General features: G+C 65.9%; 24 protein-coding genes. 12 read left to right on the top strand and 12 right to left on the bottom strand.

The features are described from left to right. Both MRB47_RS08185 and MRB47_RS08180 read right to left on the bottom strand, forming a co-directional pair. Positions 1-963, bottom strand: a complete 963-nt coding sequence (locus MRB47_RS08185) for an IS110 family transposase (protein ID WP_011804582.1) — start codon at positions 961-963, stop codon at positions 1-3. A gap of 211 nt (positions 964-1,174) precedes the next feature. Next, the gene (locus MRB47_RS08180) at positions 1,175-1,606 is read right to left on the bottom strand and encodes a hypothetical protein (protein ID WP_252102407.1); all 432 of its coding nucleotides are present in this window, start codon (positions 1,604-1,606) and stop codon (positions 1,175-1,177) included. A gap of 105 nt (positions 1,607-1,711) precedes the next feature. On the opposite strand from MRB47_RS08180, the gene MRB47_RS08175 reads away from it, so the two are divergent. Further along, entirely contained in the window at positions 1,712-2,527 is an 816-nt protein-coding gene (locus tag MRB47_RS08175) for a helix-turn-helix domain-containing protein (protein WP_252102603.1), read from the top strand. A gap of 219 nt (positions 2,528-2,746) precedes the next feature. Here the strand turns inward: MRB47_RS08175 and acnB are convergent, their stop codons facing one another. The 5 genes from acnB to MRB47_RS08150 form a co-directional block, all read right to left on the bottom strand. Next, on the bottom strand, positions 2,747-5,338 hold the full coding sequence (gene acnB, locus MRB47_RS08170) for a bifunctional aconitate hydratase 2/2-methylisocitrate dehydratase (protein WP_252102406.1): 2,592 nt from the start codon (positions 5,336-5,338) through the stop codon (positions 2,747-2,749). Positions 5,339-5,452: 114 nt separating this feature from the next. Then, positions 5,453-6,073 (bottom strand): hypothetical protein, encoded by a 621-nt coding sequence (locus tag MRB47_RS08165; RefSeq protein ID WP_011805944.1) that lies wholly within the window; start codon positions 6,071-6,073, stop codon positions 5,453-5,455. A gap of 59 nt (positions 6,074-6,132) precedes the next feature. Next, complete coding sequence (locus MRB47_RS08160) at positions 6,133-7,143, bottom strand: HpcH/HpaI aldolase/citrate lyase family protein (RefSeq protein WP_252102405.1); 1,011 nt, start codon at positions 7,141-7,143, stop codon at positions 6,133-6,135. Continuing rightward, positions 7,140-7,916 (bottom strand): trans-aconitate 2-methyltransferase, encoded by a 777-nt coding sequence (gene tam / locus MRB47_RS08155; protein WP_252102404.1) that lies wholly within the window; start codon positions 7,914-7,916, stop codon positions 7,140-7,142. Before tam ends, MRB47_RS08160 begins: the two co-directional genes overlap by 4 nt. A 12-nt stretch (positions 7,917-7,928) precedes the next feature. Next, on the bottom strand, positions 7,929-8,915 hold the full coding sequence (locus MRB47_RS08150) for a malate dehydrogenase (RefSeq protein WP_015913700.1): 987 nt from the start codon (positions 8,913-8,915) through the stop codon (positions 7,929-7,931). Positions 8,916-9,115: 200 nt separating this feature from the next. Between MRB47_RS08150 and MRB47_RS08145 the strand changes: the two genes are divergently transcribed. The 10 genes from MRB47_RS08145 to fghA all read left to right on the top strand — a co-directional run bounded on the left by MRB47_RS08145 (position 9,116) and on the right by fghA (position 17,794). Continuing rightward, the gene (locus MRB47_RS08145) at positions 9,116-9,904 is read left to right on the top strand and encodes a GntR family transcriptional regulator (RefSeq protein WP_047350436.1); all 789 of its coding nucleotides are present in this window, start codon (positions 9,116-9,118) and stop codon (positions 9,902-9,904) included. A 137-nt stretch (positions 9,905-10,041) separates the two neighbouring features. Further along, positions 10,042-10,476 carry a succinate dehydrogenase, cytochrome b556 subunit gene (gene sdhC / locus MRB47_RS08140; RefSeq protein ID WP_015913702.1) on the top strand — a complete coding sequence of 145 codons (435 nt, stop codon included), beginning with the start codon at positions 10,042-10,044 and terminating at the stop codon, positions 10,474-10,476. Between the two features lie 47 nt (positions 10,477-10,523). Further along, complete coding sequence (gene sdhD / locus MRB47_RS08135; RefSeq protein ID WP_015913703.1) at positions 10,524-10,889, top strand: succinate dehydrogenase, hydrophobic membrane anchor protein; 366 nt, start codon at positions 10,524-10,526, stop codon at positions 10,887-10,889. Positions 10,890-10,911: 22 nt separating this feature from the next. Continuing rightward, entirely contained in the window at positions 10,912-12,717 is a 1,806-nt protein-coding gene (gene sdhA, locus MRB47_RS08130; RefSeq protein ID WP_011805951.1) for a succinate dehydrogenase flavoprotein subunit, read from the top strand. A 30-nt stretch (positions 12,718-12,747) separates the two neighbouring features. Beyond that, positions 12,748-13,452: a succinate dehydrogenase iron-sulfur subunit gene (locus tag MRB47_RS08125; RefSeq protein WP_011805952.1), complete on the top strand. Its 705-nt coding sequence runs from the start codon at positions 12,748-12,750 to the stop codon at positions 13,450-13,452. A gap of 5 nt (positions 13,453-13,457) precedes the next feature. After that, on the top strand, positions 13,458-13,730 hold the full coding sequence (locus tag MRB47_RS08120) for a succinate dehydrogenase assembly factor 2 (protein ID WP_047350435.1): 273 nt from the start codon (positions 13,458-13,460) through the stop codon (positions 13,728-13,730). 42 nt (positions 13,731-13,772) lie between these two features. Continuing rightward, positions 13,773-15,083, top strand: a complete 1,311-nt coding sequence (locus tag MRB47_RS08115) for a citrate synthase (RefSeq protein WP_011805954.1) — start codon at positions 13,773-13,775, stop codon at positions 15,081-15,083. A gap of 313 nt (positions 15,084-15,396) precedes the next feature. Beyond that, complete coding sequence (locus tag MRB47_RS08110; protein ID WP_015913705.1) at positions 15,397-15,663, top strand: metal/formaldehyde-sensitive transcriptional repressor; 267 nt, start codon at positions 15,397-15,399, stop codon at positions 15,661-15,663. Positions 15,664-15,698: 35 nt separating this feature from the next. Beyond that, complete coding sequence (locus MRB47_RS08105) at positions 15,699-16,814, top strand: S-(hydroxymethyl)glutathione dehydrogenase/class III alcohol dehydrogenase (protein ID WP_011805956.1); 1,116 nt, start codon at positions 15,699-15,701, stop codon at positions 16,812-16,814. A 107-nt stretch (positions 16,815-16,921) separates the two neighbouring features. Beyond that, positions 16,922-17,794 (top strand): S-formylglutathione hydrolase, encoded by an 873-nt coding sequence (gene fghA / locus MRB47_RS08100; protein WP_252102403.1) that lies wholly within the window; start codon positions 16,922-16,924, stop codon positions 17,792-17,794. Positions 17,795-17,994: 200 nt separating this feature from the next. Here fghA and MRB47_RS08095 read toward each other — a convergent pair whose 3' ends face one another. Both MRB47_RS08095 and MRB47_RS08090 read right to left on the bottom strand, forming a co-directional pair. Further along, a complete protein-coding gene (locus MRB47_RS08095; protein ID WP_011805958.1) occupies positions 17,995-18,294 on the bottom strand; it encodes a putative quinol monooxygenase in 300 nt (99 codons plus the stop codon). Positions 18,295-18,349: 55 nt separating this feature from the next. Next, positions 18,350-19,507 (bottom strand): PA0069 family radical SAM protein, encoded by a 1,158-nt coding sequence (locus tag MRB47_RS08090; RefSeq protein WP_252102402.1) that lies wholly within the window; start codon positions 19,505-19,507, stop codon positions 18,350-18,352. A gap of 278 nt (positions 19,508-19,785) precedes the next feature. Between MRB47_RS08090 and rnk the strand changes: the two genes are divergently transcribed. Beyond that, positions 19,786-20,193: a nucleoside diphosphate kinase regulator gene (gene rnk / locus MRB47_RS08085; RefSeq protein ID WP_088886428.1), complete on the top strand. Its 408-nt coding sequence runs from the start codon at positions 19,786-19,788 to the stop codon at positions 20,191-20,193. Positions 20,194-20,248: 55 nt separating this feature from the next. Here rnk and MRB47_RS08080 read toward each other — a convergent pair whose 3' ends face one another. The 3 genes from MRB47_RS08080 to MRB47_RS08070 form a co-directional block, all read right to left on the bottom strand. After that, the gene (locus tag MRB47_RS08080) at positions 20,249-21,412 is read right to left on the bottom strand and encodes an acyltransferase family protein (RefSeq protein WP_252102401.1); all 1,164 of its coding nucleotides are present in this window, start codon (positions 21,410-21,412) and stop codon (positions 20,249-20,251) included. Between the two features lie 186 nt (positions 21,413-21,598). Beyond that, a complete protein-coding gene (locus MRB47_RS08075; RefSeq protein ID WP_252102400.1) occupies positions 21,599-22,555 on the bottom strand; it encodes an NAD(P)H-dependent flavin oxidoreductase in 957 nt (318 codons plus the stop codon). Positions 22,556-22,633: 78 nt separating this feature from the next. Next, a complete protein-coding gene (locus MRB47_RS08070) occupies positions 22,634-24,424 on the bottom strand; it encodes an acyl-CoA dehydrogenase (protein ID WP_011805964.1) in 1,791 nt (596 codons plus the stop codon). Between the last annotated feature and the right edge of the window lie 20 nt (positions 24,425-24,444).

The following is a 24,444-nucleotide window of genomic DNA, read 5'->3' as shown; positions in this document are numbered from 1 at the left end:
TCAAGCGCAATGAAGCGACTTGTCCCAAGGTTTTCCAGTGCGCACCATGGCGTTGAGCGTGGTGAGCAACTTGCGCATGCAAGCGACCAGGGCGACCTTGGGCAACTTGCCAGCGGCCTTCAGACGCTCGTAGAAGGCCTTGATGGCCGGGTTGTAGCGGGTGGCCGTGAGCGTTGCCATGTACAGCACGCGGCGGATCTCGAAGCGCCCGCCTTGTACGCGCCGCCTGCCCTTGCTGCCGCCGGAGTCATTGGCCATGGGCGCCACGCCCACCAATGCAGCGATCTCGCGCCGGTTCAGCCGGCCCAGCTCTGGCAGCTCGGCAATCATCGTGGCACTGGCCACCGGGCCGACTCCCGCAGCCGACTGCAGCAGCGTGTCGAGCTCCCCAAAGTGCTCGCGCACATGCGTGACCATCTGCTCTTCGATCTCATCGAGCTGCGCCTTGATCGCCGCCTCGATGGCCTCGATGCTGGCGTGCAGCTTCTTGGGCGTGATCTGCAGCCGTTGGCGCTCCGAATGGAGCATGGTCAGCAACTGGCGCCTGCGCGTGACCAGGGCCGCGAGCCACTGCTGGCGCTCATCGGCCAGGGGGCGCAAGAAGCGCTGCAGATCGTCGCGGCGCAGCAGCACCGCTGCCAGCTCGGCCAGCGTGCGCGCATCCACCGCGTCGGTCTTGGCCAGGCGTCCCATGGATTTGGCGAAGTCGCGCGCCTGGCGCGGGTTGATGACCGCCACGGGCAGGCCTGTGGCCTGCAGGGCACACGCTAACGCGGCCTCGTAGCCGCCGGTGGCCTCCATCACCACCAGACCCACGTCCAGGGGCTGCAGGGCAGCCGCCAGCGCCGAGTGGCCTTCGGCATCGTTGTCAAACCGCTGGGCGCTGCTCTTGGCACCCAGCACACAGACATCCACGTGCGCCTTGGCCACGTCGATGCCCACCGTCACTGAGGTAACAGACATGATCTTCAGATCCCTTGCTTGTGCATGCGCGCTCAATCAAGGCGCGCGTAACCGTTCGGGCTTCACGAAGACCAGCGCGGCGGCCATGCGTTCTGTACTCAGTCACGGGCTCTATCACCCCAGCGCCTACCAAACTGCACGGGCCGGTCTGGCCGCCTCAACGGCGTTCAGACTCTACCGCGCTGGTCTGGTTTAAAGATACAAGCGCCCGTCAGGAGACCGCCGCGCGCACGCCCTGCACCGCCACGCGTGCGCCGCGCAGCGCCATCCACTGCAGTTCCGCCAGGGCCAGCACGGCCACCGCCTGCACGGCCACATAGGCCTGGCCCCAGCCGCCGGTCACCCACGTCGTGCCCCACAGCACCACTGCGCTGGCCAGCACCCACAGGAAATTGCCCGCCACCAGCAGCGCCAGCGCGCCGCCGGCTGCCTCGCGCCGCAGGGCCAGCGACCCGGCCAGCAGCACGAAAGGCAGCAGCAGCCAGCCGCTGGCCAACAGCAACCGGGGCGACATGCCCAGCCATTCAGCCAGCGGCGCTGCCGCGCCCAGGTGCAGCGCCGCCATGCCGGCGCCTGCGGCGGCATCGGCCCAGAGCACGCGGCGCAGGCCGCCGGGGGACATGAAAGCATCGATGAAGGCCATGGTGTGATCTCCTGAGGGGTTGAACATGGCCTGCATCGTCGGCACGCGGCGGCTGCGCGTCCATGACCTGACAGGTCATACCCACGCCGCGTGGCCGGCCCTACCATGCAGGGCATGCACCACGCTCCCGCCCTATCGACACCCGCGCCTTTTGGAGAACGCCTGCGCCACTGGCGCCAGCGCCGGCGCTTGAGCCAACTGGACCTCGCGCACGCGGCCGAGGTGTCTACGCGCCACCTGAGCTGCGTGGAAACGGGCCGCGCCAGCCCCAGCCGCGACATGGTGCTGCGCCTGGCCCATCGCCTGGACGTGCCCCTGCGCGAGCGCAACGCGCTGCTGGTGGCCGCGGGCTATGCCCCGATGTATCGCGAACGCCCGCTCGATGCGCCCGAGATGGCCGATGCGCGCGCGGCGGTGCAGCGCATCCTGGACTGCCACGAACCCTGGCCGGCGCTGGCGATGGACCGGCACTGGAACCTGCTCATGGCCAACCGCATCGTGCCCCTGCTGCTGTCCGGCGTGGACGCCCAGCTGCTGCAGCCGCCCGTGAACGTGCTGCGCCTCAGCCTGCACCCGGGGGGCCTGGCACCGCGCATCGCCAACCTGGAGCAATGGCGCGCGCACCTGCTGGAGCGGTTGCGCCAGCAGATCCACGAGAGCAGCGACCCGGTGCTGGCCGCCCTGCTGCAGGAACTGCAGGCCTACCCTTTGCCGCCTGCCAGCCCACCGATGCCGGGCGAGCACCTGGGCGTGCTCATGCCGTTCGAGTTCCGCACGCCGGCCGGCACGCTCCAGCTGGTGAGCACCACCACGGTGTTCGGCTCGCCCGTCGACGTGACGCTGCAGGAGCTGGCGCTGGAAACGTTCTTCCCCGCCGACGACGCCAGCGCCGCCGCACTGCGCGCGCTGGCCGCGGCCTGAACGGCACCGTCTCCCGGGTCGTGACCACGGTCTCGGCGTGCGACATCCCCCGACGCGCGGCACACGCGGCGCGAGCATTTAAGTGAAAATGGCCGCTAACGCAGCACCAGCAAGCGTAAGCAGCTATCAATTAATGAGCAAAAGAAAACCCCCGCCAGGCATGCGCCCTGCGGGGGTTGACGGGAGGGGCCGCGCCGCGGCCCGGGCCTCAGCCGGCGATCAGGCCGTCACGCCCTTGGCGACCTCTGCATATTCCTCGATCTGGTCGAAGTTCATGTAGCGGTACACGCTGGCCTTGTCGGCATCGATCACGCCCATTTCCTGGAGGTATTCCTCCTTGGTGGGCAGCTTGCCCAGGCGCGAGGCGATGGCGGCCAGCTCGGCTGAGCCCAGGAACACGTTGGTGTTCTTGCCCAGGCGGTTGGGGAAGTTGCGCGTGCTGGTCGAGATGACCGTCGCACCCTCGCGCACCTGCGCCTGGTTGCCCATGCACAGCGAGCAGCCGGGCATTTCGGTGCGCGCGCCGGCCGTACCGAAGGCAGCGTAGTGGCCTTCCTTGATCAGCTCGTTCTGGTCCATCTTGGTAGGCGGAGCCACCCACAGCTTGACCGGAATGTCGCGCCGGCCGCCCAGCAGCTTGGCCGCTGCGCGGAAGTGGCCGATGTTGGTCATGCACGAGCCGATGAAGGCCTCGTCGATCTTGGTGCCGGCCACTTCGGACAGGAACTTGGCATCGTCCGGATCGTTCGGGCAGCAGACGATGGGTTCCTTGATGTCGGCCAGGTCGATCTCGATCACGGCGGCGTATTCGGCGTCCTTGTCGGCTTCGAGCAGGTCGGGCTTGGCGAGCCAGGCTTCCACCTTCTCGATGCGGCGCTGCAGCGTCTTCGCGTCCTGGTAACCGTCGGCGATCATGTTCTTCATCAGCACGATGTTGGAGCGCAGGTACTCCTTGATCGGCTCGGGGTTGAGCTTGATCGTGCAGCCGGCGGCGGAACGCTCGGCCGAGGCGTCGGACAGCTCGAAGGCTTGCTCCACCTTCAGGTCCGGCAGGCCCTCGATTTCGAGGATCTTGCCCGAGAAGATGTTCTTCTTGCCGGCCTTGGCCACGGTCAGCAGGCCCGCCTTGATGGCGTACAGCGGGATCGCGTGCACCAGGTCGCGCAGCGTCACGCCGGGCTGCATTTCGCCCTTGAAGCGCACCAGCACCGACTCGGGCATGTCCAGCGGCATCACGCCGGTGGCAGCGCCGAAAGCCACGAGGCCCGAGCCTGCGGGGAAGGAAATGCCGATGGGGAAGCGGGTGTGCGAGTCACCGCCGGTGCCCACGGTGTCAGGCAGCAGCAGGCGGTTGAGCCAGCTGTGGATCACGCCGTCGCCGGGGCGCAGAGCCACGCCGCCGCGGTTGCTGATGAAGGCCGGCAGTTCGCGGTGCGTCTTCACGTCCACGGGCTTGGGGTAGGCAGCGGTGTGGCAGAAGGACTGCATCACCAGATCGGCCGAGAAGCCCAGGCAGGCCAGGTCCTTCAGTTCGTCACGCGTCATGGGGCCAGTGGTGTCCTGGCTGCCCACGGTGGTCATCTTGGGCTCACAGTACGTGCCCGGGCGGATGCCCTGGCCTTCGGGCAGGCCGCAGGCGCGGCCGACCATCTTCTGGGCCAGTGTGAAACCGGCATTGGACGCCGCAGGTGCCTGGGGCAGGCGGAACGCGGTCGAAGCGGGCAGGCCCAGGAACTCACGCGCCTTGGCGGTGAGCGAGCGGCCGATGATCAGGTTGATGCGGCCGCCGGCCTGCACCTCGTCCAGCAGCACGTCGGACTTGAGCGCGAACTCGGCCACGGTCTCGCCGTTCTTCACGATCTTGCCGTCGTAGGGCAGCACATCGATCACGTCGCCCATCTCCAGCTTGGAAACGTCCACTTCGATCGGCAGAGCGCCGGAGTCTTCCTGCGTGTTGAAGAAGATGGGAGCGATCTTGCCGCCCAGCGTCACGCCACCAAAGCGCTTGTTGGGCACGAAGGGAATGTCCACGCCCGTGCCCCAGATGATGGAGTTGGTGGCGGACTTGCGCGACGAGCCGGTACCCACCACGTCACCCACGTAGGCGACCAGATGGCCCTTCTTCTTCAGGTCCTCGATGAACTGCATCGGGCCGCGCTTGCCGTCTTCCTCCGGCTTGAAGGCTGCGTCGGGGCGCGTGTTCTTCAGCATCGCCAGGTAGTGCAGCGGGATGTCGGGGCGGCTCCAGGCGTCAGGCGCGGGCGACAGGTCGTCGGTGTTGGTCTCGCCGGGCACCTTGAACACGGTGACGGTGATCTTTTGCTCGACCTTGGGGCGGCTGGTGAACCACTCGGCATTGGCCCAGCTCTGCATGACCTCCTGGGCCTTGGCGTTGCCGGCCTTGGCCTTGGCGGCCACGTCGTTGAAGAAGTCGAACATCAGCAGCGTCTTCTTCAGCGCTTCGGCAGCCACGGAAGCGACTTCGGCGTCGTCCAGCAGCTCGATCAGAGGGTGCACGTTGTAGCCACCCACCATGGTGCCCAGCAGCTCGGTGGCCTTGGCCTTGGAAATCAGGCCGACCGTGATGTCGCCATGGGCGACGGCCGCGAGGAAGGACGCCTTGACCTTGGCAGCGTCGTCCACCCCCGGCGGCACGCGGTGGGTCAGCAGGTCCACCAGGAAAGCCTCCTCGCCAGCGGGCGGGTTCTTGATCAGCTCGATCAGTTCGGCCGTCTGCTTGGCATCGAGCGGCAGCGGCGGGATGCCCAATGCAGCGCGCTCGGCCACATGGTCGCGGTAGGCTTTCAACATGTCTTCTTTCTCCGGGATAGTCTAGGTTTTCAAAGTGGGGCGACAACCGGCCGGCCACACTGGCGCACACGGCAGGCGTGCACTGCGTGGCCCCGCCGGCAGGCGGCTCTAGGTTTACTTGGCGGCCGGGTTGTCCAGCAGGCTTTGCGGCGGGTTCTTCTTGATGGCCTCGGCCACCACCACCTGCTGCGGGCTCATGCATTCGTCAGCCATGCGCTGGCCCAGCTTCTGGTTCATGAGCATGGATTTGTTGGCGATCTGCACCCACACGGCACCCGCGCGCTGGTCTTCCAGGCGCACCGCGCCGGTGGTGGTGGCTACCGGGGCCATGTGGTACTTGAAGCCCTTGCCTTCCACATGGAAGCGCCCGGGCGACTGCGTATCGGCCTCGATGCTCACGAACGCGCCCAGTTCGCACGCCATGCGGCCCGTGTACACGCGCTCGGCGATCTGCAGTTCTTCGGGAGTGAGCGCCGCCTCGGCCGCAGCCAGGCCCGACGCCACCTGCACGGCACCGCTGTGCAGGCGCGTGCGGCTGCTGGTGGGCGACGCCTTGGCGACGGTGTCGCTCTTCTTCTCGGCCTTGGGCTTGGTCGCCTTGGCGGAGGTGCTCTTCGCCGCAGGCTTGGCGCTGCTCTTCTTGGCCTCGGCGGGGGCGGCGGGCTTGGTCGCCGTCTGCGCCGTGGTGAGGGCGGGCGCCAACAGTATCAATGCGGAAGCGATGAGGGTCTTCATGGTGACTCCTGCGGGGAAAGAATGAATGGAAGGCAGATGGGGCGACAAGAATACCCGTATCAGGTGAACGTGGTCTCAGCCTTGGCAAACCAGCCCTGCGCCTCGGCGGGCAGCATGCGGCCGGTCTGGTGTGCACGCTCGAGCACCTGCCAGAAATAGCGGTAGCTTGCGCGGTCGTGCAGTACGCCCTCCTCGCTGATGGGAGCCCAGTCAGCCTGGATGGCGGCAGAAATGATGCGGCTGGCCCGCGCGATTTCCGCACCTTCCGGTGCGAAAGCCGCCAGGATGGGCCGGATCTGCGCGGGGTGGATGCTCCACATGCGCGTGTAGCCAAACTGGCGCGCGGCCCTGCCGGCCGCGGCTTGCATGGCGTCGGGATCGCTGAATTCGGTGACCACGCAGTGCGATGGCACCTTGCCATTGGCATGGCAGGCGGCGGAGATCTCCAGCTTGGCACGCACGACGAGCGGATGCTCGAACTGCCCGGTGGACGTCATGCCCGAGGCGGGAATCGCACCGCCATGGGCGGAAACGAAGTCCATCAGGCCGAAGCTCAGGCTCTGGATGCGCGGGTGCGCGGCGATCTCGAAGGCCCGGTGCACGGCAGCGGGGGACTCGATAAGGGCGTGCAGCGGCAGATGGCTGGCGCCTACGGCCTCCAGCGCTCGCTCTGCCGCGAGCACGTCGTCCACGGTTTCCACCTTGGGCAGCATGATGTGGCACAGGCGCTGCCCCGCCTCACCGGCGATGATGGCCATGTCCTGCGCAAAGGCGGGGTGGTCGACCGTGTGCACACGTGCCGCCACGCGCGCGCCGGCTCCGGCTTCGCGCGCCAGGCGTGCCACCAGCATGGCGTGCTCGCGCTCTTGCCCCACGGGCGCGCCGTCCTCGCAGTCGAGCGTCACGTCAAACACGCAATGGCCAAACTCGGCAAGCAGCTCCTGCTGCAGTTGCAGGCTCTTGCGCATGCGCACTTCCACGCCGCTGTAGTGGTCGCACACGGGAATCGCATGGGCGCCCGCCTGAGCGCCCAGCAGGACTTCAGCGGGATGGGCAGCGGACGAGGTCATGGGGCACGCTGGGCAACGATGAACAAACGGGGAAACGCGAACAGCCGATGGCCGTCCGCGCGCTCGGTATAGGCCTCGCCAATGCGCTGCGTGTAGGCTTGCAGATACGCATCCCGCAACACGGCGGAGAGAGGATCAAGGAAGGGTTTCAGGCCTGTGGACTCCAGCCACTCGACGATGGCCTGGACCGAAGGCATGACATGGCGGTACGCGGTGTGCCAGATATCGACCCGGCAGGCCATGGGCGCGAGAAGGTCGTAATAAGCCTCCACCGACAACAGCGCCGCGCGCTGGTCCGCGGCATGCGCCAGCTGATCACGCCACGCAGACTGGCTCGCCAGCTCGCGCATGAGCTGGTGCGACGGCTGGTCCAGGTTGTCGGGCATCTGCACCGCCAGGACACCGTCGGGTGCCAGGCAGCGCATCAGCCGGGCGAACAGCCCGGCATGCCCTGCCACCCACTGCAGGGAGGCGTTGGCAAAAATCAAATCGGGCGCCACGGTGGGCGCCCAGTCGGCAATGTCGGCCTGCACGAAGGGCACACCAGGCAAACGCTTGCGCGCACTGGCCAGCATCGCTTCGGAGTTGTCCAGACCGATGAGTTGCGACTGCGGGAACCGCTCCAGCAGCAATTGCGTGGAATTGCCATTCCCGCAGCCCAAGTCCACGATGTGGCGGGGTGCGGGATGGGAGACCCGCGCCAGCAACTCGACAGCCGGGCGCGTGCGCTCGCTCTCGAAGCGCTGGTAGAGCGCGGGATCCCAGTCGTGCATGGAGATGCGCGATTACAGCAGGTGCTTGACGCCGTCCTGCTCGCCTTGCAGCTCGGCCAGGGTCTTGTCGATGCATTCTTGCGAGAAGGCGTCGATGGCCAGGCCTTCGACGATCTTGTACTCGCCGTTCTCGGTGGTGACCGGGAAGCCGAACACGATACCGGCGGGAATGCCGTATTCGCCGTTGGAGGGCACACCCATCGTCACCCACTCGCCCTTGGAGCCCAGGGCCCAGTCGCGCATGTGGTCAATGGCGGCGTTGGCGGCAGAAGCAGCCGAGGACAGGCCACGAGCGGCGATGATGGCTGCGCCGCGCTTGCCGACGGTGGGCAGGAACACATCCTTGTTCCAGGCCTGGTCGTTGATGGCGTCCTTCACGGACTTGCCGTCCACCGTGGCGAAACGGTAGTCGGCGTACATCGTGGGCGAATGGTTGCCCCACACCGTCAGCTTCTTGATGTCGCCCACCTTGAAGCCACCCTTGGCCGCCAGTTGGGAAGCTGCACGGTTGTGGTCCAGGCGCAGCATGGCCGTGAAGTTCTTGGCCGGCAGGTCGGGGGCCGACTTCATGGCGATGTAGGCGTTGGTATTGGCGGGGTTGCCCACCACCAGCACCTTCACGTTGCGCGAGGCCACGGCGTTCAGGGCCTTGCCCTGGGCCGTGAAGATCTGGGCATTGGCAGCCAGCAGGTCGGCACGCTCCATGCCGGGGCCGCGCGGACGGGCGCCGACCAGCAGGGCGTAGTCGGTATCCTTGAAGGCGGTCATGGGGTCCGAGTGGGCTTCGATGCCGGCCAACAGCGGGAACGCGCAGTCTTCCAATTCCATGATCACGCCCTTGAGCGCGTTCTGGGCCTTCTCGTCGGGAATTTCCAGCAGTTGCAGGATGACGGGCTGGTCCTTGCCCAGCATTTCGCCGGAAGCGATGCGGAACAGCAGCGCGTAACCGATTTGGCCTGCAGCGCCGGTCACGGCGACACGAACGGGTTTCTTGCTCATGCGAAAACTCCAGAAAGAGGTGTGAGGGAGATGGTGTTGGTGCAAGGTCGCACCAGCGCCAGTCATCAGCAGCCCGTGCCCCGCAGAACAGCCCAGGAGTTTACCGCCGATTACTGCGCAGGGTCAATTTGTCTTATGTCTTATATAAGATATGATCGTCCTCAATTCAGCGGCATGATCCGCCCCCGGCACAGCCCACCATGTCCTCCTCGCCCCCTCCGACCACAGAAGGCACGCCCCCAGGCGCGGGTGCTGGGGCATCGACTCCCGCATTCAGCCCCCTGTACCAGCAGATCAAGGGGCTCATCCTGCACAGCCTGCAGCATGGTGAATGGAAGCCCGGTGAAGCCATCCCCAGCGAAATGGAACTGGCTGCGCGCTTTCGCGTGAGCCAGGGCACGGTGCGCAAGGCCATCGACGAGCTGGCAGCCGAAAACCTCGTGATGCGCCGCCAGGGCAAAGGCACCTTCGTGGCCACCCACGCAGAGCGGCAGGTGCAGTACCGCTTCCTGAAACTGCTGCCTGACACCGGGGACGCCCGCGTGGAAGGCCCGGCGCAGCGCACCATCCTGGAGTGCCGGCGCATGCGCGCCAGTGCGGAGATCGCACGCACGCTGGCGCTGCGGACCGGAGATGTGGTGGTGCAGGTCAAGCGCATCCTGTCGTTTGTGGGCGTACCCACCATCCTGGAGGACATCTGGCTGCCAGGGCAGGCCTTCAAGGGCCTGACCGCGGAGCAGATGGCCCACTACCAGGGGCCCACCTATGCCATGTTCGAGCTGGATTTTGGCGTGCGCATGGTGCGCGCCGAAGAAAAGATCCGCGCTGTGTTTCCCGATGAAACGCAGGCTCAATGGCTGAATATCCCCGTCGCCACACCACTGCTCAGCGTGGAGCGCCTCGCTTACACCTATAACGATGTTCCCATGGAGTTACGGCGCGGGCTGTACCGGACTGACACACATCACTATCACAATGAACTGAGCTGATCCACTGCCCGACCACGAATGCAACCAGGGAAAATACGCAGTCTCCGCAAGCTTCCCGTAATGCATTGCAATAGAATTTTGGGTTGTTTGCATCCGCGCAATTACAACGCAGTTACATCCACGAAAGCACACACGCCATGACAGAACTTGCCAAGCAACGGCCTGAATACCGCAACATCCACGCGTTTCGCGACCTGCCCAGCTACCGGTGGCCGCTGGCCGCGCTGGTTTCTGGCATGCACCGCATCAGCGGCATGATCATGTTCCTGCTGCTGCCTCTGGTGATCTGGATGTTCGATACCTCTGTGTCGTCGGAAATCTCCTTCGGCAAGTTCACCTCTGCCTTCTCGTCGGGCCTGGGCTTCGCGCCTGGCTGGCTCATCAAGCTGCTGACCCTGGGCCTGATCTGGGGCTATCTGCACCACTTCATCGCCGGCCTGCGCCACCTGCTGATGGACATGAACCATGCCGCCGTCACGAAGGAATTTGGCAAGAGCTCTGCTGCCGTCACGCTGGTCGCAAGCTTCGGCCTGACCGCGATTCTGGGCGCCAAGCTCTTCGGCCTGTACTGATCGGCGCACCTGCGCAGATCACTTTTTCACATAAAAAAGGAATTTCCATGTCCGTGAATTACGGCTCCAAGCGCACCGTCGTGGGTGCCCACTATGGCGTGCGCGACTGGCTGGTGCAGCGCGCCACCGCCGTCTTGATGGCTTTGTTCACCCTGGTGCTGCTGGCCTGCGTCATCTTCAGCAAGGGCCCCATCGGCTACGACCTGTGGGCCGGCATCTTCTCCAGCCAGTGGATGAAGGTTCTGACCCTGTCCGTCATCGTGGCGCTGGCCTGGCACGCCTGGGTAGGCGTGCGCAACGTGTGGATGGACTACATAAAGCCGGCAGGCCTGCGTCTGACGCTGCAAGTCTTCACCATCGTCTGGCTGGTGGCCTGCACCGGCTGGGGTATCCAGGTTCTGTGGCGTCTCTGATTCCCGCGACTGAAAGAAAACAATGAGCTACACCAAAGCCAACATCACCAAGCGCAAGTTCGACGTGGTCATCGTCGGTGCCGGCGGCTCGGGCATGCGCGCCTCGCTGGAACTGTCCCGCGCAGGCCTGAACGTGGCCTGCCTGTCCAAGGTCTTCCCCACCCGCTCGCACACCGTGGCAGCGCAAGGCGGCGTGTCCGCATCGCTGGGCAACATGAGCGAGGACAACTGGCACTACCATTTCTACGACACCATCAAGGGCGGCGACTGGCTGTCCGACCAGGACGCCGTCGAGTTCATGTGCCGCGAAGCACCCAAGGTGGTGATTGAGCTCGAACACTTCGGCATGCCGTTCGACCGCAACCCCGACGGCACCATCTACCAGCGCCCCTTCGGCGGCCACACGGCCAACTACGGTGAGAAGCCCGTGCAGCGCGCCTGCGCCGCGGCCGACCGTACCGGCCACGCCATGCTGCACACGCTGTACCAGAAGAACGTCGAATCCAAGACCAACTTCTTCGTGGAATGGATGGCGCTGGACCTGATCCGCGACGCTGAGGGCGACGTGGTCGGCGTAACCGCGCTGGAACTGGAAACCGGCGACCTGTACGAATTGCACGCCAAGGCCGTGCTGCTGGCCACAGGCGGCGCTGGCCGCATCTTTGCGGCATCGACCAACGCCTTCATCAACACCGGCGACGGCCTGGGCATGGCCGCACGCGCGGGCATCCCGCTGCAGGACCTGGAGTTCTGGCAGTTCCACCCCACCGGCGTAGCCGGCGCGGGCGTGCTGCTGACCGAAGGCTGCCGCGGCGAAGGCGCCATCCTGCTGAACAGCAATGGTGAGCGTTTCATGGAGCGTTACGCGCCCACCTTGAAGGACCTGGCACCGCGCGACTTCGTGTCCCGCTCGATGGACCAGGAGATCAAGGAAGGCCGTGGCTGCGGTCCCAACAAGGACTACATCCTGATGAAGCTCGACCACCTGGGCGCTGACACCATCCGCAAGCGCCTGCCGTCGGTGGAAGAGATCGGCCACAACTTCGCCAACGTGGACATCACCAAGGAACCGATCCCTGTCGTGCCCACCATCCACTACCAGATGGGCGGCATTCCGACCAATATCCACGGCCAGGTCGTCACCTGGGACGGCGAGAAGAACAACGTGGTCAATGGCCTGTACGCCGTCGGCGAATGCGCCGCGGTGTCGGTGCACGGTGCCAACCGCCTGGGCACGAACTCGCTGCTCGACCTGCTGGTGTTCGGCAAGTCGGCCGGCAAGCACATCGTGCAATTCGTTGGGGGCTACGGCGAGCACAAGGCCGTGCCGGCCGACGGCAGCGACCGCACCCTGGCGCGCCTGAACCAGTTGGAAGAATCCAAGGACGGCGTCTACGCCCAGGACCTGGCCAACGACATCCGCCAGACCATGCAGCAGCACGCCGGCGTGTTCCGCACGCAAAAGGGCATGGACGAAGGCGTGGTCAAGATCAACGCCATCCGCGAGCGCGTGGGCACCGTGACCCTGAAGGACAAATCCAAGGTCTGGAACACCGCACGCATGGAAGCGCTGGAAGTGGACAACCTGATCGAGGTCGCCCAGGCCACGATGACCTCGGCCGCGGCCCGCCAGGAGTGCCGTGGCGCACACACCGTGGACGACTACGAGCACCCTGCCGACCATCCCGACTTCCCGTTGGGCCGCAATGACAAGGAGTGGCTCAAGCACACGCTGTGGCACAGCGCCAGCAACAGCCTGAGCTACAAGCCCGTGAACATGAAGCCCCTGACGGTGGACAGCATTCCTCCGAAGGTCCGCACGTTCTAAGACAGCCGCCGCCCACGAGAGAAACAACCCATGAAACGCACTTTCAAGATCTACCGCTACGACCCGGACAAGGACGCCAAGCCCTATATGCAGACCGTGGAGGTCGAGCTCGACGGCCACGAACGCATGCTGCTGGATGCATTGCTCAAGCTCAAGGCACAGGATCCCACGCTGTCGTTCCGCCGCTCCTGCCGCGAAGGCGTGTGCGGCTCCGACGCCATGAACATCAACGGCAAGAACGGCCTGGCCTGCCTGACGAACATGAAGACCCTCTCGGGCGACATCGTCTTGAAGCCCCTGCCCGGCCTGCCGGTGATCCGCGATCTGATCGTGGACATGACGCAGTTCTTCAAGCAGTACCACTCGATCAAGCCCTACCTGCAAAGCGACATCTACGCGTCGCCCACCAAGGAGCGCCTGCAGTCGCCCGAAGAGCGTGAAGAGCTCAACGGCCTGTACGAGTGCATTCTGTGCGCCAGCTGCTCCACGAGCTGCCCCTCGTTCTGGTGGAACCCCGACAAGTTCGTGGGTCCCGCCGGCCTGCTGCAGGCCTACCGCTTCATCGCGGACAGCCGCGACACGGCCACGGGCGAGCGCCTGGACAACCTGGAAGACCCCTACCGCCTGTTCCGCTGCCATACCATCATGAACTGCGTGGACGTGTGCCCCAAGCACCTGAACCCCACGCGCGCGATTGGCAAGATCAAGGAATTGATGGCACGCCGTGCCATCTGAGAACCATGGCTGACGAAGCGCTGCTGGACGAACGCGAAGTGGCCATCCTGCGGTGGCGCTGCCGCCGCGGGCTGGTGGAGAACGACCTGTTTCTCGAGCGGTTCTTCGCAACCCACGGCTCCTGCCTGACGATCCGTCAGGCGCGAGGACTCACGCTACTGATGGACTTGTCGGACAACGACCTGCTGGACCTGCTGCTGCGCCGCAAGGAACCCACGGGCGAAGTCGCTAAGGACGAAGTCAAGGAAGTGCTGGAGCAGTTGCGCAACCGCGCTTAAGCCCCAGCCCCGTGCAAGGCAAACTACAGAAGGAAACTGGAAATGAAACTGGCAGACAACAAAGCGACGCTATCGTTCAGCAACGGCAGCCCGAGCGTGGAACTCCCCGTGTACCAAGGCAGCATCGGCCCGGACGTGGTGGACATCCGCAAGCTGTACGCGCAAACGGGCATGTTCACCTATGACCCCGGTTTCCTTTCCACGGCCTCCTGCCAGTCGTCCATCACCTACATCGACGGCGACAAGGGCGAGCTGCTGTACCGCGGCTATCCCATCGAGCAGCTCGCCACCCAGTGCGACTACCTCGAAACGTGCTACCTGCTGCTGAATGGCGAGCTGCCCAACGCCGCGCAGAAGGCCACGTTCAACGACCGCGTGACCAAGCACACGATGGTCAACGAGCAGATGCAGTTCTTCCTGCGCGGTTTCCGCCGCGACGCACACCCCATGGCCGTGCTGACCGGTCTGGTGGGCGCGCTGTCGGCCTTCTACCACGACAGCACGGACATCAATAACCCCGAGCACCGCGAGATCTCCGCCATTCGCCTGATCGCCAAGATGCCCACGCTGGTGGCCATGGCGTACAAGTACGGCAAGGGCGAGCCCTACATGTACCCCCGCAACGACCTCTCGTACGCAGGCAACTTCCTGCGCATGATGTTCGGCACGCCCTGCGAGGACTACAAGGTCAACCCCGTGATCGAACGCGCGATGGACCGCATCTTCATCCTGCACGCCGACCACGAGCAGAACGCCTCCACCTCCACGGTGCGCCTGTGCGGCTCCTCGGGCACCAACCCGTTCGCCGCCATCGCTGCCGGCGTGGCATGCCTGTGGGGCCCTGCCCACGGCGGCGCCAACGAGGCCTGCCTGAACATGCTGGAAGAAATCCAGGCCATGGGCGGCGTGTCCAAGGTGGGCGAGTTCATGGAGAAGGTCAAGGACAAGTCCTCCGGCGTGAAGCTGATGGGCTTTGGCCACCGCGTGTACAAGAACTACGACCCCCGCGCCAAGCTCATGCAGGAAACCTGCAACGAAGTGCTGGCCGAGCTGGGCCTGGAAAAGGACCCGCTGTTCGCCCTGGCCAAGCAGCTGGAGAAGATCGCGCTGGAGGACGACTACTTCGTGCAGCGCAAGCTCTACCCGAACGTGGACTTCTACTCCGGCATCGTGCAGCGCGCGATCGGCATCCCGGTCAACCTGTTCACCGGCATCTTCGCGCTGGCCCGTACGGTGGGCTGGATCGCCCAGCTCAACGAGATGATCGGCGACCCCGAGTACAAGATCGGCCGCCCCCGCCAGCTGTTCGTGGGCGCCGAGCGCCGCGACGTTCCGGCCCTCAACAAGCGCTGATCAAGGAGCGCCGCCTGCCGCGAAGGCAGGCGTGCCCCGCCCCCGCCCGCACGCACCTGTTGCCTGCGGGCTTTTTTGCGTCCGGGCCCTTTTTGCTGCGCACAACGGGAAGCGTGCCGCAGCCGCGGTCAACCGCTACGCCGCCAATGCCCGCGCGACACGCCAATCAGGCGCATCCACCTATACCCCCTCCCAGTAATAGGCATTTATTGCCCGCCAGCGCTTCATCCTAAAGCGCCATCGATTTATACTTCCCCCTAGTACAAGACACATAGCAACACGTCCCGGCTCAACGCCCGCCCATCCAACCGCCATGCCCCATACCGCCGAAGACAAGCAACGCGCCATCACGCGCCTGCGCCGCATCCGCGGCCAGGCCGAGGCGCTGGAGCGCGCCGTGCAGGCGGGCAGCGACTGCGCACCCATCCTGCAGCAGCTGGCCGCCCTGCGCGGCGCCGTGCATGGGCTGATGGCCGACATGCTGGACAGCCATGTGCGCGAAACGCTGGCGCAAGAGCCCGCCCCCTCGCCCGAGGCCGTGGACGAGACGCTGGCCCTGCTGCGCTCGTACCTGAAGTAACGTTCCCCCACCCTTTCACCACAAGGAGCCCTCCCATGAAATCCCGCGCCGCCGTCGCCTTCAAAGCTGGTGAACCCCTGCAGATCGTCGAACTCGACGTGGCCCCGCCCCGCAAGGGCGAAGTACTGGTCAAGATCACCCACACCGGCGTATGCCACACCGATGCCTTCACGCTCAGCGGCGACGACCCCGAGGGCATCTTCCCCGCCGTGCTGGGCCATGAGGGCGCGGGCGTCGTGGTGGAGGTGGGCGAAGGCGTCACCAGCGTCAAGCCGGGCGACCATGTGATTCCGCTGTACACCGCCGAATGCGGCGAATGCCTGTTCTGCAAGAGCGGCAAGACCAACCTGTGCGTGGCCGTGCGCGCCACGCAGGGCAAGGGCGTGATGCCCGACGGCACCACGCGCTTCTCGTACAACGGCCAGCCCGTGTACCACTACATGGGCTGCAGCACCTTCAGCGAATACACCGTGGTGGCCGAGGTGTCGCTGGCCAAGGTTCACCCCGATGCCAACCCCGAGCAGGTCTGCCTGCTGGGCTGCGGCGTGACCACCGGGCTGGGCGCGGTCAAGAACACCGCCAAGGTGCAGCCGGGCGACAGCGTGGCCGTGTTCGGCCTGGGCGGCATCGGCCTGGCGGTGATCCAGGGCGCCCGACTGGCCGGCGCGGGCCGCATCATCGCCATCGACACCAACCCGAGCAAGTTCGACCTGGCACGCACCTTTGGAGCCACCGACTGCGTGAACCCCAAGGACTTCGACAAGCCCATCCAGCAGGTGATCGTGGAGATGACTGGCTGGGGTGTGGACCACAGCTTCGAGTGCATTGGCAACGTCAACGTGATGCGTGCGGCGCTTGAATGCGCACACCGCGGCTGGGGGCAAAGCGTGATCATCGGCGTGGCCGGTGCGGGACAAGAGATCTCGACTCGCCCGTTCCAGCTCGTCACGGGCCGCAAGTGGCTGGGTACGGCCTTCGGCGGCGTCAAGGGCCGCAGCGAACTGCCCGGCATGGTGGAGGACGCCATGGCCGGCAAGATCGAGCTCGCCCCGTTCGTCACCCACACCATGGGCCTCACGGACATCAATCAGGCGTTCGACCTGATGCACGAGGGCAAGTCGATCCGCTCGGTGGTGAACTACGCTGCATAAAAAACAGAAGCGCTTGGCGCTTGATGCACAAGGGGTTCCAGTACTTTTATTACTGAATCCCTCCCATACCAAGCGCCAACAGCTACTTAAAAAGGAGCAACACGCCCATGTCCGACACCCTGGAACAACTCTCGGCCCACGCCTGCTTTGGCGGCGAGCAACGCTTTTACCGCCATGCTTCGCACGCAGTGGGTCTGCCGATGCGCTTCGCCGTCTACCTGCCGCCCCGTGCGCTGGCAGTCGAGAGTGCGGATAGAAAGGTCCCCGCGCTGCTCTACCTGGCGGGCCTGACCTGCACCGAGGAGACCTTCCCCATCAAGGCCGGCGCCCAGCGCCTGGCGGCAGAGCTGGGCCTGGCCCTCATCACCCCCGACACCAGCCCGCGCGGCGCGGGCGTGGCGGGCGAGGCCGACGCCTGGGACTTCGGCGTGGGCGCGGGCTTCTATTTGGACGCCACGCAAGCCCCCTGGTCCACGCACTGGCGCATGGAAAGCTACCTGCTGGAGGAACTGCTGCCGCTTGTCACCAACGCCCTGCCCATCGACGGTGCCCGGCTGGGCCTGTTTGGCCACAGCATGGGCGGCCATGGCGCGCTGACGCTGGCACTGCGCCACCCGGGCCGGTTCAAGAGCCTGTCGGCCTTCGCACCCATCTGCGCCCCCACGCGCTGCCCCTGGGGCGAGAAGGCGTTCACCGGCTACCTGGGCCCGGACCGCACCTCCTGGGGAGAGCACGACGCCACCGTGCTCATGGAGAACCAGCCCCTCGCGCCCTACCCCGGCGGCATCCTCATCGACCAGGGGCTGGACGACAAATTCCTGGCCGATCAATTGCACCCGCACCTGTTCGAGGCGGCCTGCAGCGCCATCGGCCAGCCGCTCACGCTGCGCCGCCACGCGGGCTATGACCACGGCTACTACTTCATCCAGAGCTTCATCGACGACCACCTGCGCCACCACGCGCAGCAGTTGGGCGCCTGAGGCAGTGTGAACGAACCGCCCGGCTCGCTCTTTCAGCCCAACCTGTCCGCGCGCCGTTGCGGATGCCCGCTACAGCCCGCACGAGGGGTGCGCCTTGCGCCGCGACTGGCCGCGATTGGCCGCGTTTCTGCCGCCCTTTCGCGGTGGCCCGGGCCGCCCGAGGTCATGCACCGTCTGACACCCGACGCCCGCCAAACCGCTCACACCGGGCGGGGCGCACCCACCGCGTAAGCGCGCAGGTCACGCCCGCCGATGCCCAGCGCCGGCCACAGAGCGCGCCACTGCGCAATGTGGGCACTGGCGAAGTGCCGGTCCAGGTCGTCCTGGCTGCGCCACAGCTCATGCACGTGGATCAGCCCTGCGTCCAGCACATCCTGCGCATACGCATATTCGATGCACCCCGGTTCGGCCCGTGAGGCCTGCACCATCGCCCGCATGGCCGGCAGCGCGGCGGCCAGCCCGTCCGCCGGCAGGCGGATGGTTCCTACGATCAACAGCATTCAGCACTCCCTCCCTACAGCAAAGCGCCCATGCTAGCCGCGGCGCGCACCGCGCTCAGAACAGCACGCCCTGCCCGCGCGCCAGCGCCGGGCGGTACTGCGACAGGTCCAGTTCCGTGCGCTGGCGGTTCAGGCCCAGGCGCGCACAGGTCTTCTCGAAGCGCTGGCGCAACAGGTCGGCCCACAGGCCCGAGCCCTTCATGCGCGTGGCGTGGCTGCTGTCGTAGCTCTTGCCCGCGATACGCGCGGTTGCGTCGATGCCGTGCAGATCCTGAATGCGCGCCAGGACGCGTTCGGCACGCTGCGGGTAGTGCAGTTGCAGCCACTCGCGCATCAGGGCATTGAGTTCCCACGGCAGGCGGATCACCGTGTAGAAGGCCGAGGTGGCGCCCGCATCGCGCGCGGCGGCCAGCACCTGCTCCATGTCCTCCGTGATGAAAGGAATCTGCGGCGCCACGCTCACGCCGACGGGCACGCCGGCGTCGGCCAGCGCGCGGATGGTGCGCAGCCGCCGATGCGGCGCGGCCGCGCGCGGCTCCAGCACGCGGGCCAGGCGCGCATCCAGCGTGGTGATGGTCACGTAGGCCGCCGCCAGCCGGCTGTGCGCCAGCGGAGCCAGCAGGTCCAGGTCACGTTCCACGCCGCTGCTCTTGGTGATCAGCGAGAACGGGTGTCGTGCATCGCGCATCACCTCGATCAGCGCACGCGTGAGGCGCAGCTCACGCTCCACCGGCTGGTAGCAGTCGGTGGCGGAGCCGATGTTGACCACCGAAGGCCGATGGCTGACGCGCGCCAGCTCGCCCCGCAGCACCTCGGCGATATTGCGCTTGGCGATGATGCGGGTCTCGAAGTCCAGCCCCGGCGACAGGTTGAGGTAGCTGTGCGTGGGCCGTGCGTAGCAGTACACACAGCCATGCTCGCAGCCGCGGTAAGGGTTCACCGACTGCTCGAAGAAAATGTCGGGCGAATCGTTGCCGCACAGCGCGCTGCGCGCGTCTTCCCAGATCACCTGGGTCAGCGGCGCGGCGGGCGCGGCACTTTCGTCGCCCGTCACACCCTCCTCCGGCCCGCCCCAGCCGTCGTCAAACGCCTCGCGCGCATCGCGCATAAAGCGGTGGGCCATACGCGTGGCCGTACCCCGCCCCTTGAGCGGCTGCGCGGGCGCCCATACGACAGGAGCCAGTGAGGGCGGGGGGTCGTCTTCGGAATGCATTGAATGACTGTATAAATAAACAGTTATTCTGGCAATATCCAAAGGCCTACGCCATTTGCCGGAGGGCTGCAAGCGCAGCGCAATTCGCACTGCGCGCGTGTGAGATCGCTTGGCAAACGCGGCACCAGGCCGCACAATTCACCACTTCCGCACCCAATTTGGTGCTTTTTTTGAGAACATGCCTTGGCCCGGACAACCCCGTTGCCCGGGCTTTTGTCCGTTTGAGCGCGGCTGCCCGGCAGACGCGCTTTCACTATCGTTTACAAGGGAATCACACCATGCAGCGCAAGCCCCACATCATCCTGTCGTCCCTGGACCTGGAGCGCATCGAAGCCCTGCTGGAAAAACAAACCGCCCCCTTTCCTGGCCGCGAGGCACTGGAGGCCGAGCTGGACCGCGCCGACGTGTTCGATCCCAAGGACATGCCCCCCAATGTGGTGACCATGAATTCCACCGTGCGCTTCACGCTGCTGGAAACCGGCAAGACGAACACGCTGACGCTGGTCTACCCGAAGGAGATGGACGGCTCAGGCGACAAGGTGTCGGTGTTCGCACCCGTCGGCATCGCACTGCTGGGCCTGAGCGTGGGCGACGAATTCCAGATGCCCAGCCCCACCGGCCAGGTCACTGTGCGCGTGGACGCCATTGATTTCCAACCCGAGAACGCGGGTGAACTGCATCGCTGAGCGCGATCGCACCACCCAAGACCCGAGGCAGCCATGACTGGCTGCCTTTTTTTCGTCAGCGCAGGCCTGCCATGAGCGCGGTGGTCAGCAGGCCGGTTCCCACGAGCCCGGCCTGCCAGCGCAGCGCAGATTGCCATGTGGGAACGTGGCGCTCCACACGCTCGTACAGCAGGTGGCCCGCGGCGATCGACAGCACGAAAGCGATGCCCATGCCCGCCATCGCGGCGGCTACTGACTGCGGCCAGAAGTAGCTTTCCACCGCGTTGACGAGCACGCACACCGCAAAGTGCACGAGGAATACCGAATACGAGATCTGCCCCAGTCGGCTGAGCGGTGCCCAGCCTTGCCAGCGCTGCATGGCCGGGCTGCGCATGGCCACCACCAGCAGCAGCGCAGTCACGCCGGCCAGCGCAATGCGGGGGCGCCACTCCAGCGCCAACGCAGCCACCACCAGCGCCGCGATCAGCAGCGCCCAGCTCCAGGCTCCCAGCGCCCGGGGCGACTGCACGGCCCAGTAGGCCAGCATGCCAAGGCCATAGGCACCGAAGAAATACACCGCCCAGACGTCCCAATCGGCGTCGCGGTTGAAGTACAGCAGCGAGGCGGCGACGCCCGTCGCCACGAGTGCCTGCGCGCCGCTCAGGGCCCAGGGCCAGTAGCGGGACATGCCGCGCGCACGCAGCGCCACCGCCGCGCGTGATACCCCAGTCAGGACCAGCGTGGTGAGCGCAAACAGCTGAAAGTCGATGGCCACGTACCAGACGCCGGCCGACAGCGACTCCTCGTCCAGCACGCTTTGCAGCAGCAGCGCATGCGCGAGCAACTGGCCCAGGTCCGGCACGTCGGATACCGAGGCGTGATCGAACCACGGTTGCACGGTCGCCTGCACGACGATGGCGATCACCAGCGCCACCGCGTAGGGCACCACCAGGCGCACGAAACGCCGTGCGATGCGCTGGGCAGGGTCGGTAAAGCGCGCCTGCCCCTGCGGCGCCAGACTGGCCGCTGCCAGGAATCCCCCCAGCACCAGGAACACCTGCACCGCCATGCGCGCGTATTCGTAGAGCCAGTCGATCAACCCCGGCACCGCTTGGCGCGCCACGTCGGACATGGGCCCGTAGAACGCCAGGTGGTGCCAGACGATGGCGGCGCAGGCCAGGCCTTTGGTGCAGTCGATCAACGCACTGCGGGAGGCATGAGACGGGGTGTGCTGGGACATTCAAAACAGGAACACCGTGCAGGCAGCAGGCCTGCGACGGGGGTTCACGGTAATCGGGCAAGCCCGAGATTTTGCGCCTTTTGCGCTGATGCTGCTGACCGCTACACAGCGCACGTGCATCAACAAAAACGGCGCCCCTGGGGCGCCGTAGGGCCAACGGGGCTACGTTGCAGCCCCGCGCGGGCATCAGCCCAGGGCCAGGCGCTCGCGCGCTTGCTGGTATTCGCGGCGCAGGCGCGCGACGAGTTCAGCCGTCGAAGTGACCTCGGTGATGCTGCCGATGCCCTGGCCGCAGCCCCAGATGTCCTTCCATGCCTTCTTGGCGTCGCCACCGAAGTTCATCTTGCTCGGATCGGACTCCGGTAGGTTGTCGGGATCCAGGCCCGCCGCGCGGATCGACGGCGCCAGGTAGTTGCCGTGCACACCCGTGAACAGATTGCTGTAGACGATGTCGTCGGAGTTGCCCTCGACGATGGCCTGCTTGTACGCATCGATGGCGCGCGCCTCGTGCGTGGCGATGAAGGCCGAGCCGATATAGGCGAAGTCCGCGCCCATGGCCTGCGCGGCCAGGATGGCGCCGCCCGAGGCGATGGAGCCCGACAGCGCGAGCGGACCGTCAAACCATTGGCGGATTTCCTGGATCAGCGCAAACGGGCTCTTCACCCCTGCGTGCCCCCCCGCGCCCGCCGCCACGGCGATGAGGCCGTCGGCCCCCTTCTCGATGGCCTTGTGCGCGAACTTGTTGTTGATGATGTCGTGCAGCACGATGCCGCCCCAGCTGTGCACGGCCTGGTTCACGTCCTCGCGCGCGCCCAGGCTGGTGATGACGATCGGCACCTTGTACTTGGCGCAGATCTGCATGTCGTGCTCCAGCCGGTCGTTGCTCTTGTGCACGATCTGGTTGATAGCGAACGGAGCGGAGGGCGACTCGGGATGCGCCTTGTCCCACGCCGCCAGCGTTTCGGTGATCTCGGCGAGCCAGTCGTCGAGTTGCTCCGCCGGCCGTGCGTTGAGCGCAGGCATGGAGCCCACGATGCCGGCCTTGCACTGCTCGATCACGAGCTGGGGGTTGCTGATGATGAACAGCGGCGAGCCGATGACGGGCAGCGAGGGTTTCTGCAACGCTGGGGGCAGTTTGGACATTCGGACGGTCTCCATAATAAAAATGGGCTGTAGCGCTTTACCCGCAAGCGCTAACAGCTATCAAAACAGAAGCAATTTTCAGAATGCTTCCAGCGGCAGAGCCGTGACGCTGGCCGCACCGTGCACGATTGCGTCGCGCTGGCCCGGCGCCTTGGTCAGCAGGTGGTCGGCATAGAAGCGCGCCGTGGCGATCTTGGCCTGCATGAAGGCCACGTCCTGTCCCTTGGCGGACAGCTCCTGCGCCACCAGCAACGCGCGCGCCAGCTGCCAGCCCGCCACCAGATTGCCGGCCAGCATCAGGTAGGGCACGCTGCCCGCATACACGTCGTTGGGGTGGGCCTTGGCGCCACCTGCGATGAAATCCACCACTTCCAGGAATGCCTGGCGTGCGGCAGCCAGGCGCTGGGCCACCGCTTGAGCGTCGGCCGTGCCGCTGGCGCGCAACTCGCCCTCGGTGGCCTCTATCTGCGCGGCAATCGCCTTGGCCGTCTGGCCGCCGTCGCGCGCCGTCTTGCGGCCCACCAGGTCGTTGGCCTGGATGGCGGTCGTGCCTTCGTAGATGGTGAGGATCTTCGCGTCGCGGTAGTACTGCGCAGCGCCCGTTTCCTCGATGAAGCCCATGCCGCCGTGTACCTGCACGCCCAGGCTGGCCACTTCCAGGCTCATTTCGGTGCTGTAGCCCTTGACCAGTGGCACCATGAATTCATAGAACACCGCGTTCTGCTTGCGCACCTCGGCATCGGGATGGTGGTGCGCGGCGTCGTAGGCCGCAGCGGCCGTGGTGGCCATGGCGCGGCAACCCTCGGTGTAGGCGCGCATGGTCATCAGCATGCGGCGCACGTCGGGGTGGTGAATGATGGCGGCGCTGCCGGCCACGCTGCCGTCCACGGGGCGGCTTTGTACGCGGTCGCGCGCATACTGCACGGCCTTCTGGTACGCGCGCTCGGCCACCGCGATGCCCTGCACGCCGACGGCGTAGCGCGCGGCGTTCATCATGATGAACATGTATTCCAGGCCGCGGTTTTCCTCACCCACGAGGTAGCCGATGGCGCCGCCGTTATCACCGTACTGCAGTACGGCCGTGGGCGACGCCTTGATGCCCATCTTGTGTTCGATGGACACGCAATGCACGTCGTTGCGCGCGCCCAGGCTGCCATCCTGGTTCACCAGGAACTTGGGCACCACGAACAGGCTGATGCCCTTCACGCCCTCGGGCGCACCCGCCACGCGCGCCAGCACCAGGTGCACGATGTTCTCCGCCATGTCGTGCTCACCATAGGTGATGAAGATCTTGGTGCCGAAGACCTTGTACGTACCGTCGGGCTGGGGGTCGGCCTTGGTGCGCACCAGCGCCAGGTCGGAGCCTGCCTGCGGCTCGGTCAGGTTCATGGTGCCGGTCCACTCGCCCGTGACCAGCTTTTCCAGGTAGGTGGCCTTGAGTTCGTCGCTGCCGGCCGTGAGCAGCGCCTCGATGGCACCATCGGTCAGCAGCGGGCACAGCGCAAAGCTCAGGTTGGCGCTGTTGAGCATTTCCACGCAGGCCGCGCCGATGGTCTTGGGCAGGCCCTGGCCGCCGAAGTCGGCAGGGTGCTGCAAGCCCTGCCAGCCGCCTTCGGCGAACTGGCTGAAGGCCTCCTTGAAGCCCGGCGTGGTGGTCACGGCACCATCCTTGAACCAGGAGGGTTTCTCGTCGCCAACCACATTGAGCGGAGCCACCACGCCCTCGTTGAACTTCGCGCACTCTTCCAGCACGGCAGCGGCCGTGTCCAGACCAGCGTCCTCGAAACCGGGAATCTGCGCGACCTGGTCGATGCGTGCCAAGTGCTCGATGGCGAACAGCATGTCCTTGACTGGGGCGGTGTAACTCATGGGTGTCTCCAACTCAAAAC

The organism is Diaphorobacter sp. LI3 (assembly GCF_022807955.1).
Taxonomy (GTDB): domain Bacteria; phylum Pseudomonadota; class Gammaproteobacteria; order Burkholderiales; family Burkholderiaceae_C; genus Diaphorobacter; species Diaphorobacter nitroreducens.
Note: the sequence above shows the minus strand (reverse complement) of the source record. Positions and strands in the feature narration are given on the sequence as shown.